Origin of the sequence: Rhodoblastus sp. (genome assembly GCF_052145335.1) — a bacterium.
In the GTDB taxonomy this organism is placed as follows: Bacteria; Pseudomonadota; Alphaproteobacteria; order Rhizobiales; family Beijerinckiaceae; genus Rhodoblastus.
In genome coordinates this window covers 1-17778 of sequence record NZ_JBKQOU010000062.1, presented here as the reverse complement: position 1 = coordinate 17778, position 17778 = coordinate 1, and the positions used below count along the sequence as shown (strand labels likewise).

Here is a 17778-nt window from a genome sequence, read left to right as displayed (position 1 = left end):
TGCTTGCCTTCCCGCGTCAAAATTGCTCTCCTGTTCGCGCCTTGGCGGAGAAAAGCATGAAAGTCTGCCTGATCCAGATGAATTCGACCGACGACAAGCCGGCCAATCTGGCTCAGGCCCGCGCCCTGATCGACGAAGCCGCGGCGCTGGAAAAGCCCGACTGGATCGGCCTGCCGGAAGTGTTCGACTTCATCGGCGGATCGCGCGCGGAAAAATTCGCCGCCGCCGAATTGTTGCGCGAAGGTTCCGCCTATCGGCTGTGCCGGGAACTGGCGATCAGACATGGCGTGTTCATCCACGCCGGCTCGTTTCTGGAAAAGAATCCCGACGGCGACAGCCTTTCCAACACCACGGTGGTTTTCGACCGTTCCGGCCGGGAAATCGCGCTCTACCGCAAGATCCACATGTTCGACGTTACGACGCCCGACGGCGCCGCCTATTGCGAAAGCGCCACTTTTTCTCCCGGCAAAGAACTCGCGACCTACCAATGCGAGGGCCTGACCTTTGGCTGCGCCATCTGCTACGACCTGCGCTTTCCCGCGCTTTTCCAAGCGCTGGCGGCAAAGGGCGCGCAGGTTCTGGCGCTGCCTTCCGCCTTCACCTTGCAGACCGGCAAGGATCATTGGGAAGTGCTCTGCCGCGCCCGCGCCATCGAGACGCAATGCTGGTTTCTCGCCCCGGCGCAGGTCGGGCCGCATGTCGTGCGCGGTGAGACCCGCCTGACTTTCGGCCATTCGCTGGTCTGCGACCCCTGGGGCCACAAGGTCGCCATGGCTTCCGACGGCAAGGGTTTTGTCTGCGCGCGGATCGATGCCGATCGGGTCGCCAAAGTGCGCGCCGCCATCCCGGTCGCGGCGCAAAGACGCGCCTTCTGAGCCGCGCAAGCGAGGCGCTTTACTTGCTCTCCCTCCCCGCGTAAACCGGCGCCTCTTCAGGAGAGTGCGCGCGCATGGATCGATTTGGCCGGGCAAGAGCGGCCGCCGACGCTTTTCTGGCGAAAATCGGCACAAAACCGCTGGTCATGGGCATTTTGAACGTCACCCCGGATTCCTTTTCCGACGGCGGCAAATTCGTCTTGCCCGAAAGCGCCCTCGCCCAGGCCCGCGCCATGGCGCAAGCCGGCGCCGATGTCATCGACCTTGGCGCGGAATCGACGCGGCCGGGCTTCACGCCCATCAGCGAGGAGGAGGAATGGGCGCGGCTCGAACCCGTGCTCGCCCCCTTGCTGGAGGAAACCGCCCTTCCCCTGTCGATCGACACCACCAAGGCCGCGGTCGCCCGCCGCGCCGCGGTTCTGGGCGCGGCTGTGGTCAATGACGTATCCGGTCTGCGTGGCGACCCAGCGATGGCGGAGCTCGTCGCCGAAAGCGGCGCGGCCGTGGTGGTGATGCATCATCGCGAAAAAATCGATTCCACCATCGACATCGTCGCCGACATGATCGCGTTTTTCGAGAACTCCCTGGCTCTGGCGCAAAAAGCAGGCGTTGAGCGCAGAAAAATCCTGCTCGATCCGGGCGTCGGCTTCGGAAAGACTCTGGCGCAAAATCTCGGCGCCCTGGCGGCGACGGGTTTGTTGCGGGAAAAATTCGCGCTTCCCGTCCTGATCGGGGTTTCGCGCAAAAGCTTTCTCGGCGCCCTGACCGGCGCTCCGGCGGAAGGTCGGCTTGCCGCCACGCTCAGCGCCAATCTCGCGGCTTTTTCGCGCGGCGCCGATGTTTTTCGGGTGCACGACGTGGCCGAACATGTCGCCGCCCTGAAAGTCTGGAGCGAAATTGACCGCGCCTGACGACAACAAGGGCGAAACTCAGGTCGCGCTGGGGCTGGGCGCCAATCTCGGCGATCCCGCCGCCAATCTGCGCCGAGCCGTCGACCTGCTGGCTCAGTCCGGGCTGCGCTTCGTGGCTTTGTCCTCGCTCTACCGCACCAGGCCCTGGGGCGTCACCGACCAGCCGGATTTCGTCAACGCCTGCGCCCTGGCGCGCACCTCGCTGGCGCCGCTGGCGCTGCTCGATCTCGTCCAGGCGACGGAAAAGGCCCTGGGCCGGCGCCGGACGCGCCGCTGGGGGCCGCGCGCGATCGATATCGACCTGTTGTTCTACGGCGACGACGCGCAATGGCGTGACGAGCGTTTGATCCTGCCGCATCCGGGCCTGATGGAGCGCGCTTTCGTGCTGCTGCCTTTGGCGGAAATCGCGCCCGATTGCGTCGTCGGCGGCGTCCGGCTTGCGGACGCGGCTGCAAAAACCGATTCGACGGGGGTGGTCCGGCTCGGCGCCTTTTGAACCTGGACCGCCTGATTTCATGGCGTTCCCATGAGATGCCGGCGTCCCGACGTTGCGCAGTCGCCGGAACGTAACCTAAACAAACACTGGAACAATTACTTAATCAACTGCAGCGATAATAGCACGCCGAAGCTTCAGCTTTCTGGAAACAGAATACCCGGCCCGAAGCCAGTTCCACCGCAATCGAAAAGTCTGGCGATGGCGGCGACGATTCACATCGCCAAGGTTTCAGGCAAAGCGGGAAATGTACGATTGGGTTCGGGTATGACGCTGATTGCAATTGTCGATGACCGAGTCACCAACCGGACGATTTATTCGAGGCTCGCTTTGTCGATCGGCGAGGGTGTCACGGTCCGCGCTTTCGGCGATCCCTGCGAGGCGCTGGAGTGGCTGGAGAGCAATCGCCCGGACCTGATCGTCACCGATCACGACATGCCCAACCTCGACGGCGGAGAATTCATCGCGCGTTTTCGCGCCATGCCGCATTCCGACGCCGTGCCTATCATGATGATCACGGTCAACGATCAGCGCATTTTGCGGCTGCGCGCCCTGGAAAGCGGCGCCACCGATTTCCTCACTACGCCGATCGACCATTACGAATTCCTGTCGCGGGCGCGCAATCTGCTCAAGCTGAGCAAAAGCGCGGAAAAAGAAAACGAAACGAAAACGCAAGCCAAGCCGACGGCGCCAGCCCCCGTTCTGGAGGAGGCGAAAGTCGAAACATCTTCCGAGGTCGGGCGGCTTCTGGCGCAATGCGCTAGCGGCGGCTATGCCCTGCACGTGGTCGAGATCGACGGAGCGGGTCGCAGCAATTTCGATCCTTCCGTCGTCGACGCCTTGCAGCGGCTTTTGCGCGGCGGCGACCTGCTCGCCCGCATCGACGAGCGGCGCTTCGCCATATTGCAAAAAAATGTCGTCGATCGCGCCGACGCCGATGCTTGCGCCCGCCGCCTTCGCGATTCGCGTGGCGGAGCCGCCTGCGTTGTCCTGCAGGTAGGCACGGCGCTGCCCCGACCGAACACTGGGGACCCCGGGAACAGCGCGGCGGCCTGCCTGCGCGAAGCCGCAGCCCTTGCGCGCAAGCGCGGAGAGCGAGGTTGCGTGGGCGACCTGTGGCGTTTCCGGCCTCGTATAAACCTGCGCTCGGGCGAAGTCGTCGGGGCCCAGGTGTTTCATGGCCTCGACCCGGCGGACGCCGCCGATCCGGAGGCCCTGCGCGCCGCTCTTGCCTGCGCCTCGGCTTTGCGGAATTTACGGCGGCCTCCGCTTCGCATCAGCCTGAAGCTGCGGCTGAGGGCGCAGGTCGCGGCGCCTTTGGCGCTGCAGATCGCGCCTTTGATGGCCGAGATGCGCGTTCCGCCTGAATGGCTCGATTTGAGGATCTGCGCGCAAGAGGCCTTGTCCGAACCGCGGTGCGCCGACGAGCAGGCCCGCGCCTTGAAAGCGCTCGGCGCCAGCCTGACGCTTGATCTCGGCGCCCTCGCGCCGGGCAAGCTTCACGGCGGCGAAGATTGGGTCGAGCCCCTGCGCTCCTTCGCGGAAATGTGGCGACCGGCGATCATGTTCCCCTGCGGTGACGGAAACGCCGCGGCTCTCGCCCTTCTGCTGAGACCGACGGCCGCCCGCGAGGGAAGCGCGCCGCTCCTCATCGCCGGCGGCGTCGTCTCGGCGGCGCTGCTGAAACCCTTGCTGCGCGCCGGCGTCGGAGAGGCGCTGGGGAGCTGTTTTGGCGCGCCTTTCAACGCCCGCGATTTCCAATCGCTATTCGCCGTTGGCCCAGACGCCAAAGGCCCTCCCAAACTGTTCGAAGGCGGTCCCAAACTGGCCGCCCGTCGCGCGTGAAAACGTGAAAACACGACCGCACCCTTTAGCCCGATTTCCCAGGCTCCGGTCGCGCCTTGAGATCCTGAACTCGGCGGCTTGGCGATTTTTCGACCATTGGCGAGACAGCGGCGAACAGGGCGTGACGATAAACCGTTTGCTGCTGGCGATGCTGGTTCTCGCCGGCGCCCGGCTCCAAGCGGTTTCGGGAAGCAAGGGGGCGCAGGAGTTCATCCGCTACGGCATGCCCTGGCTGCAAGCATTCCTGATCATGACGACCGCGATTCAGGCGCATATCGTGCTGCGGCCGGCTCCCGATGGCGCCCGCCGTTTTCTGGGGATCTTGGTCGATTCGGCGGCGATTTCCTTCGGCATGCGTTACGGCGGCACGGCTTCGGGGTATCTTTTCCCGCTCTATTTCTGGATGATCCTCGGCAATGGACTCCGTTTCGGCCGGGGATTCATGGTTGCCGCCCTCATAGGCGCCGCGGCGGGCTTCGCCGCCACGGTCTGGTTCACGCCGTTCTGGCGCGCCAACGTCGGCTTTTCCGCGGGCCTTTTTCTCGCGCTGTTCATCATTCCTATTTACGGGGTCCTGCTGTTAAGCCGACTGGCCGAGGCTCGCGCCGAAGCGGAGCGCGCCAATCACGCCAAGACACTGCTGCTGGCCTGCGTCAGCCACGAATTGCGCACGCCGTTGACCGCCATCGTCGGACTCTCCGCCCTCCTGCAAGCCACGAAGCTCGACGTCGAGCAACTGGGAATGGTCCGTACCGTAAGCGACGCGGGCGCCATATTGCTGCGCCATATCGAGGAGCTTTTGACCGTATCGCGGGACGAAATCGAACGGCGGCCGGATGCGCTGGAACGCGTCGATCTGTTCGCGCTGCTGATCGGCCTGCGCGCCCTGCTGGCGGTGGAGGCGGACAGGAAAGGCTTACGCCTCGGCCTTTGCATCGAGGCCGGCACGCCGCGCCACATCGTCGCAGAACCCGCCCTGCTCCTCGACGTTCTGCAAAATCTCGTTGGCAACGCCATCAAATTCACGCAAGCCGGGGCGGTGGCCATTCATGTCGGCGTCGCCCGGCGCGATCTCAAAAGCCTCGATCTGCGCGTAAAAATCAGCGATAGCGGCATCGGCATTGAAAAAACGGCGCAGGAGCGCATTTTCGACAGTTTCGTTCAGGCCGACCCCAGCATAAGCAGGCGTTTCGGCGGCAGCGGCCTGGGGCTGGCCTTGGCGCGGCGGCGTCTGGAAACGCAGGGCGGCCATATGGGTGTCGAAAGCGAGCTCGGCGAAGGCTCGTGTTTCTGGTTCGAGTTGAGCGCCAGGATCGAAGGCGAAACGGCGCTCTCCAGCCGGAGCGCAAACAGCTTGAGCGCCGCGCCGCGCCGCGCCGAATGGGCGGGTCCGTTTGACGGCCCGCAAGACCGCGAGCCGGTTTGCCTGAGTGCGGCCCCGTCCTTCGACGCTTTGGCGCTGGCGCGCCGTTTCGCTTACGCCGCGCTCGCCAGCGACGACGACCCCGACAGCTGGGCGCGCGCCCGCGATCTGGCGGCTCTGCTGAAAGAACTGGCGGCCGGAGAGGCCGACGCTTCACCGGAGAAATGCTTGCCGTCGATGGCTGCGAAAAATCAACGGCCCATGCGAATCCTGCTTGCGGAAGACAATGGGGTCAACCGGATGGTGCTCGACAAGATCCTCACCTGCGCCGGCCATGCGACAACACTCGCCGCCGACGGCGAATCCGCGCTCTCGGCCATGCTGGAAGGGGATTTCGACGTGATTGTGCTCGACCTGAACATGCCGGGGATAAGCGGTCTCGAGGCCGCGCAATTATACCAGTTCGCGCTGCCGACCGAAGCGCGGGCGCCAATTCTCGCTCTCACCGCCGACGCCGACGGCAAGCGTCGCGAGCAATGCCGGCAAGCCGGGATGGTCGCCGTCCTGACGAAGCCGCTGACGCCGGAAACCCTGCTCGACGCCGTCGCCGCCGCAGCGGCCAAGGGGCGCGGCGGATTGCCCAAATGCAAGGCGCCGGAGCCGGAAACGGAAGGCATGGCGCTCGACCCGGCCGCGCTCAAAGTTCTGGCCGCCCTCGGCGGCGCGGCCTTTCTGCGCGATTTGATCCTGCAATTCACCGGCGAGGGGACGCGGACTGTCGAAAGGATGGCGAATGCCGTCGTTTCAGGCGATATCCAGGCTTTCCAGCATGAAGCCCACGCCCTCGACTCCAGCGCCGGCAACATCGGCGCCACCAATCTCGCTCGCCTTTGCCGCCGCTGGCGGAGCGCCGGGGGCGAGCGCATCGTGGTTGAAGGCGACGTTTTTCTCGCCGAATTGCGCCGCGAATGGTCACGCGTCGGCGCCGCCCTCAACGAGGTTTTGGCGCAAGCGGCCGTCCGGCGGCGGGCCGAAATTTCGGTCGCAAATTTTTCGCGGCGGGATATTTCCGCAGCTTGAACTTTCCGGTCCACAATGTCCGCCGAACATGCAAAAATGACCGCTTCGGCCCCGGCGCCGCTTTGGGATTTCGTCGTTTCATGGCCAAAAAAGAAAAGACTCGCCGCTCGCGACCCGCCCGAGGGGCGCTCGTCGAAGGCGCCGCCAAGGGGCGAGAAGGCGCCAGCGCCCGGAAAAGAACCGCAATGGTCGCGTCAAAAACCACGGGCGCGGCGCGAGCGGCCAAAAAATATACGGGGCCCAAGAAAATCGCGAACGCCAAAAAAATCGCAGGCGCCAAGAAAAAGCGCGTCGCCGGCCGTATCGCCTTGACGGCGCCGCTCGCCAAGGCGCGCAAATTGTCCGGCGATCTCTATCAATCAGCGGCTCTCTCGATCTGGGCGGCGGCAATCGAAGCCGCAGCAGAGCCTGAGCGCGCCGTGCTGATCCAGCTCCAGGACGCGATCTGCGACGCCGCCGACCTGTTGCGCGACGCCCGGGCGACCAATCCGAAACATCTGCAGCTCTATTGGGTCGCCTGTTTCGACCGCGAAGGCCTGCCCGCCACGCCGCCGCACTTCGTCACCGCCGCCGGCGAGGACGAGGCGCTGGAGATTTTCCGCACGGCCTTCAAGAACGAAATCGGACGGCGCAAGCCCCGCGCCCGGCTGGTTCCCAATCTTGGCGAAACGCCGGGCCTGCTCGAATCATGATGGAGCGGGGTTGAGCGTCGCTGCTTGTCCCTTGGACACTTTGCCTCTATGACGGCATTTTTCATTCGGGCGAGGTCGATGAAAGATGATTCTATTGGGGCAGGTTCAGGGTCGGGACAATAACTTCTTCCTGATCCGCATCATTGCGGCGTTCACCGTGCTGTTCGTCCATAGCCATTCGCTGGCGACGACCGAGCCCTATTACGACTTCCTGACGCCGCTCGGCTTCAAGACCGGCGCGGTCGCCGTGCATATCTTCTTTTTCACCAGCGGCTTTTTCATCACCGGCAGTCTGATTTCCCGCGACAACATCATCGACTTCGCCTGGGCTCGCTTCATGCGCATCTATCCCGCGCTCTGGTTCATGCTGCTCGTGACCGTCGTCTTCATCGGGCTGTTTGTCACGACCCTGCCGGCCGGCGAGTTTTTTTCCTCGCCCATGACCCACGAATTCGTCGTGCGCTGCGCGACCCTGGTCAATGGCATCCGCTATCAGCTGCCCGGCGTGTTCGAGACCAACCCCTGGCCGATCGGGGTGAACGGGTCGCTCTGGACCATGCCGATCGAATGGCGGATGTACGAATATCTGGCGGGGGCCTGGATGCTGTTCGTCTTCAAGCCCTCCTGGCGCCTTCGGGCGTTCCGCTACGGCTTCCCCCTGGTGACGGTCGCGCTGATGGCCGCCGCCTTCAACACGTTCAACCTTCACGACGTGAGAGACGACGGCCAGATCGGCGTCGCCGAATTTTTTGCCGGCTCGACCCTCTATCTCTGGCGCGACCGTCTCGGCCTATCCCGCACACGATTGGCGCTGATGTTCGGCGCGGTCTGTCTGGCGGCCTTGAACCGGCAAGCTTTTTTCATCGTCTATCTGCTGGTCCTGGGGCCGATCACCCTGAATCTCGCCTATCTCTTCGGGGGCTGGATCCGCAATTTCAATCGCCTGGGCGACTATTCCTATGGCGTCTACATTTACGCCTTTCCGGTGCAGCAATGCCTGGCCGCGCTGATCCCCGGCATTTCCGTGACCCGGATGAATGTTTACGCGTCGCTGGTGACTTTGACCCTGGCCGTTATTTCCTGGCATCTCGTTGAGAAGCCGGCGCTCGACCGAAAATTTGTCGCGGCGGCTGCGACCCAACGCCTGTTCGACTGGTGCCGCGACGGACTGACGGGTTTGCGGCGCCGCATCGCCGCCTAGAGCCTGTCCCCGACGCGGACCTTCGGTTCCGCGAATGGCGCCAGAGCCTCGTGCGGCCTATATGGAGCGCAAGTCGCTCACGCCAGGAAACGGAAAGCCACAAGCCCTTTGGACGCTCCTTCGCAGAAAAAGCCGCGTCAGGCCCGACTTTGGGGCGCGCTGGCGCAATTATGGCCCTATATCTGGCCAAGCCGGCGCGCCGACCTGCGCCGGCGCATTTTCGCCTCGCTGACGCTGCTGGTTTTCGCGAAGATTGCTACGGTTGCCGTGCCCTACGCCTTCAAATGGGCGACCGACGCGCTGACGCAGATCCACGACGGCGCCATCCCCACGGCCGCGATTTTCGCCGGCCCCGCGGCGCTCACCCTGCTTTACGCCTCGCTGCGCATTGTCATGGCCGCCCTGACCCAGGCGCGCGACGCCCTGTTCGCCGCCGTGGCTATGAACGCTGTGCGCCGTCTCGCCGTAGACGTCTTCGCCCACGTCCACGCCCTGTCGATGCGCTTCCATCTCGAACGCAAGACCGGCGCGCTAACCCGCGTGCTGGAGCGCGGCCGCAACGCCATCGAGACTTTTTCGCGCATGGTGATGCTGAACGCCCTGCCTACGGCGCTGGAGTTCATCCTGATCCTGGCGGTCATGCTGTTCCAGTTCGACTGGCGCTACGCCGCGATCACGCTCGCGACCATCGCCGCCTATCTCGCCTATACGGCAGCCGCCACCAACTGGCGCATCGGCATCCGCCGCTCGATGAACGAAAGCGATTCCGACGCCAACGCCAAGGCCATCGATTCGCTGCTCAATTACGAGACGGTGAAATATTTCGGCGCCGAAAAACGCGAGACCGAACGCTACGACCGCTCGATGGCGCGCTATGAGCGCAACAGCGTCAAAAGCTATGTCTCGCTCGCCGTGCTGAATTTCGGCCAGGCCTTCATTTTCACCGTCGGGATGGCGGCGATCATGGTCCTGTGCGTCTCCGGCATTCGCGCCGGGCACAACAGCATTGGCGATTTCGTCATGCTCAACACCATGCTGATACAGCTCTACCAGCCGCTCAATTTCATGGGCATGCTCTATCGCGAGATCAAGCAGGCGCTGATCGACATCGAGATGATGTTCGAACTGCTGCACCAGCCCAATGAAATCGCCGAGGCGCCCAACGCGCCTGCCCTCGTCGTCGCCGGTGGGAGCTTGCGCTTCGAAAACGTGCATTTCCATTACGATCCGGCCCGCGAAATTCTGCGCGGAGTGGATTTTGTGGTTCCCGCCGGCAAGACATTGGCCATCGTGGGGGCGTCCGGCGCCGGCAAATCGACCATTTCCCGCCTGATCTTCCGTTTTTTCGATCCGCAGCAGGGCCGCATCACCATAGACGGCCAGGATATCGCCAAGGTCTCGCTGGAATCCTTACGAGCCAGCCTCGGCATGGCGCCGCAGGACAATGTGCTGTTCAACGACACCATCCGCTACAATATCCTCTACGGCCGCCCCGACGCGGGTGAGGAGGCGATGCGCGCGGCGGCGTCGCTGGCGCGGATCGAACGTTTCATCGAAAGCGCCCCCGGCGGTTTCGACGCGCAAGTCGGCGAGCGCGGCTTGAAACTGTCCGGCGGCGAGAAGCAGCGCGTCGCCATGGCCCGCACCTTCTTGAAGGCGCCCCCGATTCTGGTGCTCGACGAGGCGACCAGCGCCCTCGACACCCTGACCGAACGCGAAATCCAGGCGGCGCTGGAAACGGCTTCGCGCGGGCGCACCACCATCGTCATCGCCCATCGCCTGTCGACGGTGGTCAACGCCGATGAAATCCTGGTGCTCGACAAGGGCGTCGTCGTCGAGCGCGGCCACCACCTGGATCTTCTGGCCCGCGACGGCGCCTATGCCGCGCTGTGGCGCCGGCAATTGCAGGGCGAGGAGGAAAGGGCCTCGCCGGATACCGCCGAGCAGCAGTTTACGCTCGACGCCGAGGCGGAAAGTTTTTCCCGCGACCTCGACGACGCGATTCTCCGCGCCTCGGAGATTTGAGGAAGGTTGGCCACGAGGCAATCAAGCCAGCCAGCGCCGTGCAAATTCCCCGAGATGGGCCAGCGCCCTGCGGCCAGGTTCGAGACGCGCGTTCCACACTGGCCAGGCGTGGATCATCCGCGGCCAGATTTCGAGCGTCACCGCGTTTTCCGCCGCGCCCGCCGCCTCGGCGAATCGGGTGGAATCCGCCAGCAGGGTCTCGTCCGAGCCGACCTGGATCAATAGCGGCGGCAGTCCGCGCAGATCGGCGAAAAGCGGGGAAATGCGCGGGTCTTTCCTATTTATGCCCGTCGGAACATAGGCTTGCGCCAATTCTTCCAGATAGACTCTGTGAATGAGCGGATCGACAGTGTCCTTGGAGCCCATGGTGTCGCCGGACATGGTGAGGTCCGTCCAGGGCGACGCGAGCCAGGCGCAAGCCGGCGCTTCTTCGCGCGTATCGCGTAGATGCTGGAGCAGCGCCAGCGTCAGGCCGCCTCCGGCGCTGTCGCCGCCGACGATGATTTTGCCTGCGGCGAACCCTTGCTTTCGCAGGTAGAACCACGCCGCAATGGCGTCCTCGAAGGATGCCGGGAAGGGATTTTCCGGCGCCAACCGATAGCCGACCGCTAGCGTGCGCAGACCGCAGGCGCGGCCGGCCTCCGTGACCATGCGTCGATGGCTGAGGATCGAGCCGGAGCAGTAACCGCCGCCGTGGAAGAAAAGCAGCACGCCGGAAGGATCGGCTTTGGCGACGCTCGAAAATTCGGCCGGGTTCCCGCCGATGGCGACGTTCTCGAGCCTGACGTCTTCCGCGACGGGCCACACCGCGCCAACTTCGTCGAGGCGCCGCCGCCTTTCTTCCCAGCCGAACGGGCGGGGTTTCGAACCCAGAAGCGCGCGGACGACTTCGATTTCGCTCTCGGCCATCGGTCCTGCTCCCGATGTGGCGGCGTGTTCAGCTATCCATATGGGAGTTGAGCGGCGAGTGAAAACCCCACCATGCGATGGAAACGCCCCCTAGTGCGCGCGGCTGATGCAGAAATCGACCGCTTCCAGCAGCGCCCGGCGCGCCGGCGAATCGGGGAAAAGCTCGAGGGCGTCGCGCGCCATGGCGCCGTAATGGCGCGCCCGCTCGACCGTGTCTTCCAGCGCGCGATGCTTTTTCATCATCGCCAGCGCGGTTTCGAGATCGCCATCGGCAATCTCGCCCTTTTCCAGCACGCGTTTCCAGAAAGCCCGCTCTGTCTCGTTGCCGCGCCGGAACGACAGCACAACCGGCAGGGTGATCTTGCCTTCGCGAAAATCGTCGCCGACATTCTTGCCGAGTTTTGCGGCCTGCCCGCCGTAATCCAGCGCGTCGTCGATCAACTGGAAGGCGACGCCGAGATTCATGCCATAGGCGCGGCAGGCGGCAATTTCCGCTTTTCCGCGATTGGCGACGATCGGCCCCACCTCGGCGGCGGCGGCGAAAAGCTCCGCCGTCTTGGCGCGAATCACCGCGAGATAGGCGTCTTCCGTGGTCTGGGTGTCCTTGGCTGCGGAAAGCTGCATGACCTCGCCCTCCGCGATCACCGTCGCGGCGACGGAGAGCACGTCGAGACAGGCCAGCGACCCGACTTCGACCATCATGCGAAAAGCCTGGCCGAGAAGAAAATCGCCGACCAGCACCGAAGCCTCGTTTCCCCACAGCATCCGCGCGGCCAGTTTTCCGCGTCGCATGTCGCTCTGGTCGACCACGTCGTCGTGCAGCAGCGTCGCGGTGTGCATGAACTCCACCGCCGCCGCCAGCTTGACATGGCCCTCGCCCTCGTAGCCGCACAAAGCCGCCGCCGCCAGCGTCAGCATCGGCCGAAGGCGTTTTCCGCCCGAGGAGATCAGATGATTGGCGACTTCCGGGATCATCGCCACATCCGAACCGGTCCGGGCAAGGATGGTCTGGTTGACCCGGTTCATACCGGCGGCGACCAGGGCGGCGAGCGCCTCTAGGCCGGGATCGCTGGCTTTGTCGTCGAAAGGTATGACCAGGCCCAAGGCGACTTCCTCATTCGTTTTCGCGCGCGGACCATAGGGCCTCGGCCGCGGCGGGGCAAGCGCCAGACCGCCGCATTGTCAGGGCGCGGGCGCACTCCTATGATCGGGCTTCGCCGCCGGACTTGTAATGCGGCATTGCCGGACCCATCGATGATCGAATTGCTGCGCACCAATGATATCGTGCTGATTTCCGCCGTCGAGGCGCTGTTGCGCGACGCGAGGATTTTCGTCTTCGTCGCCGACGAGAACATGAGCGTGCTCGAAGGCTCGGCCGGTTTTCTGCAGCGCCGCATATGCACCTCCGACGATCAGGCCGAACAGGCGCGCGCCCTGCTGCGGGAGGCCGGATTTGGCGCCGAATTGTCCGAAAGCTGAAGCGGACCGCCTGTTCGACGGACGTCTGGTCCTGCATCAGGCTTCAAACGGCCATCGCGTCGGAACCGACGCCATATTGCTCGCGGCGAGCGCGCCGGCGCTCCCGCTCGGCCTGATCGTCGACGCCGGCGCCGGCGCCGGCGCCGTCGGCCTCGCTCTGGCCCAGACCAATTCGCAGGCCGAGGCGGTCCTTTTGGAGAAAAACCCGCGCGCGGCGGCTTTGGCGCGACAGAACCTGCTGGCGAACAGGCTGGAGAAGCGCGTCCGCGTGGTCGAAGCGGATCTGTTCGACGCCTCCGCGCGAAAAATCGAGGGACTGGTCGAGGCCGCCGACCTCGTCGTGACCAATCCGCCCTTTCTGAACGCCGGCGAATCGCGAACGTCCCCCGATGCCGACCGCGCCATGGCGCATGTGCTGGATGAAGGCGGGATCGCCAAATGGCTGCGCGCCAGTCTGGCCCTGCTGAAGCCGGGCGGGGTTTTCGTGGCGATCCATCGCGCCGACGCGCTCGGCGCGCTGCTCGCGGGCGTGGCCGGGCGTCTCGGCGGCGTCGAAATCCTGCCGATCTTCCCGAAACAGGGAGAGAAGGCCGTACGGATCATTCTACGCGGGCGCAAGGGCGTGAAAACGCCGTTGGCGCTGCTTCAGGGGCTTGTCCTGCATGGCGAGGACGGAAGCTTCACGCCGCTGGTGGAAGAAATTCACCGTCGCGGAACCCGATTTTTCTGAAATCCCAACAAAAAAGCCGGCTCGAACGCCGGCTTTTTAATGTGTGGGACCCTCACCGAGCGCAATAGCGAACCCTGCGCCACGCCCAGCCACAACAGGTGTGGACGCGCACGCGCCGCCAGATGCAGGAATGATAGACGCGGTGGACAGGCTGGACGTAGACACGGCGGGCTACCGGATAGTCGTCGCCATAATAGGGGTCGTCATAATAGGGATAATAATAGGCTCCGCCGACAACGATCGGAACGCCCCAGCCCCAGCCGCCCCAGCCCCAGCCGCCGCCTCCCCAGCCACGGCCACCCCAACCGCCGCCTCCCCAGCCTCGGCCGCCCCAGCCGCCGCCGTGAAAACCGCCGCCGTGAAAACCGCCGCCGCCAAAGCCGCCACGAGCGAACGCGGGCTCGGCAAGCGACAGCGATCCCGCGAGAACCGCCGCGATGGTCGCAATTTTGAGAAATTTGCCAGCAATCGCCATGGTACCGACTCCAATGACTTAAGATGGATACCTCTTAAGCTTACAACCCTGAACCTAAGCTGAACGCCGCGTCGCGCATAGCGATGACCTGCGAAAAGGGTAAACCGGCCTCCCAACAGAAAGCCGGCCCGAGGCCGGCTTTGGCGCCGATTCTGGCTTTTGCGCCAGACTGGGAGGTCAGCAATATCTGACCAGGCGATAACGCAGGCCATAGACCGTGCGCACCGGCACCCTTCTTAAAGGACAGTAGCCGTAGCCGTAGCCATCGTCGTAATAGCCGTAATAGGGGTATCCCCAACCGGCATAGCCCAAGCCCAGACCCAAGCCGACGCCGGGTCCCCAACCCCAACCGCCATAGCCGCCGCGGCCGCCCCAACCGCCGCCGCGCCAGCCGCCGCCAAAACCGCCGCCATGGAATCCGCCGCCATGGAATCCGCCGCCGCCGCCATGAAAGGCGAAAGCCGGCGCTGCGGGCGTCAGGGAAGCCAGGGCCAAAGCCGAGGCCACCGTTCCAATCTTGATCAGTCTTCTTGAACGCATCATCTCGCGCGCTCCTTCGTTCGTTCGTTTTCATTAAGGCCGTCGCCTTTCTTGCCGAACGTCACGCGCAAGCATTTGTTCCTAAGGGAAGAAAATTTAAAGCCGCAAGCGCCAGCTTCCACTGACCGCACAACGGGCGGCCCGTTGTCGCGCCAATTCTGCTTTTCGCTGGCTGGAGGTCAGCAATATTCGTAGGCGCGATAGCCCGGTCCCTGCCGGTATACACAGCCCGGATAGCCGCCGTCGTAATCGTCCCAGCCCCAGGAATAGTCCGGATAACCCACTCCCCAACCGCCAAAGTGGCCATAACCGCCATAACCGCCATAGCGACCGCCATTTCCTCGGCCCGCGAAGCCATAGCCGCCATTGCCGCGGCCATGGAATCCGCCGCCAAAGCCGCGGCCGTGAAAACCGCCTCCGCCGGCACTGCCGTGAGAACCGCCGCCACCGCCGCCACCGCGCCCAAACGCAAAAGCGGGCGCCGTGGACGTCAGCGCCAGCGCCAAAGCCGAGACGATAGTTGCTATCTTCAGCAGTCCGCTCGAACGCCTCATCGCGCACGCTCCTTGCCGGTTCGTTTTTGTTGAGGCTTTCGCCTTTTTAGCCGAAACGCCCTCGGTCAAGGATCAGTTCCTGAGTCGGTAAAATTTAAGCGCCAGACGACGGCCCGCTTCGGTTGACCGCTATTTGCGCGGGCTCTAGTTTGCCCCGCGCCTCCAAAGCGGCGACCCCTTTTCCGAAATCCTGCTTTGCGCAGTCCCTGCACCTTTTATGAGCGCCCCATGACCCGCCCCATGACCCAAGCGGAAGCGACCCAAAAACCTTCCGCTCTCGATCCCAAAAAGAGCTTTCAGGGCCTGATCCTGACCTTGCAGCAGTTCTGGGCGCGTCAGGGCGCGGTGATCCTCCAGCCCTATGACATGGAAGTCGGCGCCGGCACGTTCCATCCCGCGACGACCTTGCGCTCGCTCGGCAGGAAGCCGTGGAAAGCCGCCTATGTGCAGCCCTCGCGCCGCCCCAAGGACGGCCGCTATGGCGAGAACCCCAACCGCCTGCAGCATTATTATCAGTTCCAGGTCATCCTGAAGCCCAGCCCGGACAACCTGCAGGATCTCTATCTTGACTCGCTCGCCGCCATCGGCGTCGACGCCGCCCTCCACGACATCCGCTTCGTCGAGGACGACTGGGAGAGTCCGACGCTCGGCGCTTGGGGCCTGGGCTGGGAATGCTGGTGCGACGGCATGGAAGTGTCGCAGTTCACCTACTTTCAGCAGGTGGCGGGCGTCGAATGCGCCCCCGTCTCCGGCGAACTCACCTATGGGCTGGAGCGCCTCGCCATGTATGTGCAGGGCGTCGAAAACGTCTACGACCTCAATTTCAACGGTTTCGACGGCGACGCGCGCATTTCCTACGGCGACGTGTTCTTGCAGGCCGAGCAGGAATATTCGCGCCATAATTTCGAGGCGGCCAATGTCGAAAAGCTGTTCGGCGATTTTTCCCGCGCCGAAGCCGAATGCAAGGCGCTGCTGGCTTTCGGCGAAGGCGGTGACGAAGAGCATCACAAAATGGTGCTGCCGGCCTATGACCAGTGCATCAAGGCCAGCCATGCCTTCAACCTGCTCGACGCGCGCGGCGTCATTTCGGTGACCGAGCGCCAAAGCTACATTCTTCGCGTGCGCGAACTGGCCAAGGCCTGCGGCGCCGCCTGGCTGAAAACCGAGGGCGCGGGGCTTTAATTCGTTGCCGATCGCGCAAGCGCGATCGGCGCCCCTCGCACTCGCTCGGCGTCGCATTCGCTCCTAGCCGGTTCCTGCGGAACCGGAAGCATTCTCTGAAAGACCGATATGTCCGACCTTCTGCTCGAACTGTTTTCCGAGGAAATCCCGGCCCGCATGCAGGCGCAAGCCGCCGCCGAGCTGAAAAAGCTCGTCACCGACGCTCTCGTCGAGCGCGGCGTGACCTATGAGGCGGCCAACGCTTTTGTGACGCCGCGCCGCCTGACGCTGAACATCGTCGGCTTGCCTGCGCGCCAACCCGACCAGCGCGAGGAAAAGAAAGGCCCGCGCGTCGGCGCGCCCGAAGCCGCCGTGCAAGGATTTTTGAAAAGCGCCGGTCTCGCCTCGCTGGACGAGGCCAGGATCGAGACCGACAAGAAAGGCGGCCAGTTCTACGTCGCGGTGATCGAACGCAAGGGCGCGGCGACGCTCGACGTGCTGGCGGAGATTCTCCCGAACATCATCCGCAACTTTCCGTGGCCCAAGGCGATGCGCTGGGGCGTCCATTCCGCCGACCCCAACTGCCTGCGCTGGGTGCGCCCGCTGCACGCCATCGTGGCGACTTTCGGGCCGGAAACCGAAGATCCGGAAATCGTGGCTTTCGAGATCGGCGGGATCAAGGCCGGCAACGTCACCTATGGCCACCGCTTCATGGCGCCGCAGCCGATAAAAGTACGGCGGTTCGACGATTACCATCTGGCGCTCGACAAGGCGAAAGTCGTGCTCGACCCGGCGCGAAGGCGCGACATCATCCTGCACGATTGCAGGGATCTGGCCTTCGCTCAGGGGCTCGAACTGGTGGAGGACGAGGGGCTGCTGCACGAAGTCGCCGGACTGGTGGAATGGCCGGTGGTGCTGATGGGCGAATTCGATGAGAGCTTTCTGGACATCCCCGGCGAGGTGATCCGGGCGACGATCCGCGCCAACCAGAAATGTTTCGTCCTGCGCGATCCCGAGACCGGCAAACTGGCGAACAAGTTCCTGCTGGTGTCGAATATTTTGGCCACCGACGGCGGCAAGGCCATCGCCGCCGGCAACGGCCGCGTGGTCTGCGCGCGCCTGTCCGACGCGCTCTATTTCTGGAAAACCGATCAGGCCCCCCTGCCGGATTACGTGAATGACGATAACCGTAATCGTCCTCTCGACCAACGCCTCGCCAAATTGCGGGCGCTGAACATCGTTTTTCATCAGAAGCTTGGAACGCAGGGGCAAAGGGTGGACCGCATTCGCGCTCTGGCGTTCAAGCTAGGGCCGTCGGTTGGCGCCGCTGCGGAAAAGGCTGCCCGTGCGGCTGTGCTGGCTAAGGCCGACCTCGTGACGGAAGTGGTAGGAGAGTTTCCCGAGGTTCAGGGCCTAATGGGGCGCTATTACGCCGAATTGCAGGG

At 64.0% G+C, this 17778-nt stretch carries 17 protein-coding genes; 12 read left to right on the top strand and 5 right to left on the bottom strand.

Annotated elements, in window-relative coordinates:
* Positions 1-56 precede the first annotated feature (56 nt).
* The 8 genes from ACLP2E_RS04140 (at position 57) to ACLP2E_RS04105 (ending at position 10485) form a co-directional block, all read left to right on the top strand.
* Positions 57-875 carry a carbon-nitrogen hydrolase family protein gene (locus tag ACLP2E_RS04140; RefSeq protein WP_442461394.1) on the top strand — a complete coding sequence of 273 codons (819 nt, stop codon included), beginning with the start codon at positions 57-59 and terminating at the stop codon, positions 873-875.
* Between the two features lie 74 nt (positions 876-949).
* Positions 950-1786, top strand: coding sequence for a dihydropteroate synthase (gene folP / locus ACLP2E_RS04135; protein ID WP_442465231.1), 837 nt, complete (start codon positions 950-952; stop codon positions 1784-1786).
* On the top strand, positions 1773-2282 hold the full coding sequence (gene folK, locus ACLP2E_RS04130) for a 2-amino-4-hydroxy-6-hydroxymethyldihydropteridine diphosphokinase (protein WP_442461396.1): 510 nt from the start codon (positions 1773-1775) through the stop codon (positions 2280-2282). The genes folP and folK overlap by 14 nt, the downstream gene beginning before the upstream one ends.
* A 264-nt stretch (positions 2283-2546) precedes the next feature.
* Positions 2547-4124, top strand: a complete 1578-nt coding sequence (locus ACLP2E_RS04125) for a response regulator (RefSeq protein WP_442465230.1) — start codon at positions 2547-2549, stop codon at positions 4122-4124.
* Positions 4125-4245: 121 nt separating this feature from the next.
* Positions 4246-6567, top strand: a complete 2322-nt coding sequence (locus tag ACLP2E_RS04120) for an ATP-binding protein (RefSeq protein WP_442465229.1) — start codon at positions 4246-4248, stop codon at positions 6565-6567.
* Between the two features lie 185 nt (positions 6568-6752).
* Positions 6753-7259, top strand: coding sequence for a hypothetical protein (locus tag ACLP2E_RS04115; protein WP_442461399.1), 507 nt, complete (start codon positions 6753-6755; stop codon positions 7257-7259).
* 85 nt (positions 7260-7344) lie between these two features.
* Complete coding sequence (locus ACLP2E_RS04110; protein ID WP_442461400.1) at positions 7345-8460, top strand: acyltransferase family protein; 1116 nt, start codon at positions 7345-7347, stop codon at positions 8458-8460.
* A gap of 108 nt (positions 8461-8568) precedes the next feature.
* A complete protein-coding gene (locus tag ACLP2E_RS04105) occupies positions 8569-10485 on the top strand; it encodes an ABCB family ABC transporter ATP-binding protein/permease (RefSeq protein ID WP_442465228.1) in 1917 nt (638 codons plus the stop codon).
* 21 nt (positions 10486-10506) lie between these two features.
* Here the strand turns inward: ACLP2E_RS04105 and ACLP2E_RS04100 are convergent, their stop codons facing one another.
* Both ACLP2E_RS04100 and ACLP2E_RS04095 read right to left on the bottom strand, forming a co-directional pair.
* Positions 10507-11394: an alpha/beta hydrolase gene (locus ACLP2E_RS04100; RefSeq protein ID WP_442465227.1), complete on the bottom strand. Its 888-nt coding sequence runs from the start codon at positions 11392-11394 to the stop codon at positions 10507-10509.
* Between the two features lie 90 nt (positions 11395-11484).
* Positions 11485-12498, bottom strand: coding sequence for a polyprenyl synthetase family protein (locus tag ACLP2E_RS04095; protein ID WP_442461403.1), 1014 nt, complete (start codon positions 12496-12498; stop codon positions 11485-11487).
* Positions 12499-12648: 150 nt separating this feature from the next.
* Here ACLP2E_RS04095 and ACLP2E_RS04090 point away from each other — a divergent pair, with 150 nt between their 5' ends.
* Together ACLP2E_RS04090 and ACLP2E_RS04085 are read left to right on the top strand one after the other, a co-directional pair.
* On the top strand, positions 12649-12873 hold the full coding sequence (locus tag ACLP2E_RS04090; protein ID WP_442461404.1) for a putative signal transducing protein: 225 nt from the start codon (positions 12649-12651) through the stop codon (positions 12871-12873).
* Positions 12848-13603 carry a tRNA1(Val) (adenine(37)-N6)-methyltransferase gene (locus ACLP2E_RS04085; protein ID WP_442461405.1) on the top strand — a complete coding sequence of 252 codons (756 nt, stop codon included), beginning with the start codon at positions 12848-12850 and terminating at the stop codon, positions 13601-13603. Before ACLP2E_RS04090 ends, ACLP2E_RS04085 begins: the two co-directional genes overlap by 26 nt.
* A gap of 52 nt (positions 13604-13655) precedes the next feature.
* On the opposite strand, the gene ACLP2E_RS04080 is transcribed toward ACLP2E_RS04085, so the two are convergent.
* The 3 genes from ACLP2E_RS04080 to ACLP2E_RS04070 form a co-directional block, all read right to left on the bottom strand.
* Positions 13656-14078: a hypothetical protein gene (locus ACLP2E_RS04080; RefSeq protein ID WP_442465226.1), complete on the bottom strand. Its 423-nt coding sequence runs from the start codon at positions 14076-14078 to the stop codon at positions 13656-13658.
* Positions 14079-14255: 177 nt separating this feature from the next.
* Positions 14256-14618, bottom strand: a complete 363-nt coding sequence (locus tag ACLP2E_RS04075) for a hypothetical protein (protein ID WP_442465225.1) — start codon at positions 14616-14618, stop codon at positions 14256-14258.
* A gap of 179 nt (positions 14619-14797) precedes the next feature.
* On the bottom strand, positions 14798-15172 hold the full coding sequence (locus ACLP2E_RS04070) for a hypothetical protein (protein WP_442465224.1): 375 nt from the start codon (positions 15170-15172) through the stop codon (positions 14798-14800).
* Positions 15173-15400: 228 nt separating this feature from the next.
* On the opposite strand from ACLP2E_RS04070, the gene ACLP2E_RS04065 reads away from it, so the two are divergent.
* Both ACLP2E_RS04065 and glyS read left to right on the top strand, forming a co-directional pair.
* A complete protein-coding gene (locus ACLP2E_RS04065; RefSeq protein ID WP_442465223.1) occupies positions 15401-16354 on the top strand; it encodes a glycine--tRNA ligase subunit alpha in 954 nt (317 codons plus the stop codon).
* 108 nt (positions 16355-16462) lie between these two features.
* Positions 16463-17778: glycine--tRNA ligase subunit beta (gene glyS, locus ACLP2E_RS04060; protein ID WP_442465222.1), on the top strand; the 1316-nt coding region annotated here is incomplete at its 3' end.

What these genes read in the sequence shown, in the direction of transcription:
- ACLP2E_RS04140 (WP_442461394.1), top strand. Translation starts at nt 57, where the DNA reads ATGAAAGTCTGCCTGATCCAGATGAATTCGACCGACGACAAGCCGGCC.
- folP (WP_442465231.1), top strand. Translation starts at nt 950, where the DNA reads ATGGATCGATTTGGCCGGGCAAGAGCGGCCGCCGACGCTTTTCTGGCG.
- ACLP2E_RS04125 (WP_442465230.1), top strand. Translation starts at nt 2,547, where the DNA reads ATGACGCTGATTGCAATTGTCGATGACCGAGTCACCAACCGGACGATT.
- ACLP2E_RS04115 (WP_442461399.1), top strand. Translation starts at nt 6,753, where the DNA reads ATGGTCGCGTCAAAAACCACGGGCGCGGCGCGAGCGGCCAAAAAATAT.
- ACLP2E_RS04110 (WP_442461400.1), top strand. Translation starts at nt 7,345, where the DNA reads ATGATTCTATTGGGGCAGGTTCAGGGTCGGGACAATAACTTCTTCCTG.
- ACLP2E_RS04100 (WP_442465227.1), bottom strand. Translation starts at nt 11,394, where the DNA reads ATGGCCGAGAGCGAAATCGAAGTCGTCCGCGCGCTTCTGGGTTCGAAA.
- ACLP2E_RS04090 (WP_442461404.1), top strand. Translation starts at nt 12,649, where the DNA reads ATGATCGAATTGCTGCGCACCAATGATATCGTGCTGATTTCCGCCGTC.
- ACLP2E_RS04080 (WP_442465226.1), bottom strand. Translation starts at nt 14,078, where the DNA reads ATGGCGATTGCTGGCAAATTTCTCAAAATTGCGACCATCGCGGCGGTT.
- ACLP2E_RS04075 (WP_442465225.1), bottom strand. Translation starts at nt 14,618, where the DNA reads ATGCGTTCAAGAAGACTGATCAAGATTGGAACGGTGGCCTCGGCTTTG.
- ACLP2E_RS04070 (WP_442465224.1), bottom strand. Translation starts at nt 15,172, where the DNA reads ATGAGGCGTTCGAGCGGACTGCTGAAGATAGCAACTATCGTCTCGGCT.
- ACLP2E_RS04065 (WP_442465223.1), top strand. Translation starts at nt 15,401, where the DNA reads ATGACCCGCCCCATGACCCAAGCGGAAGCGACCCAAAAACCTTCCGCT.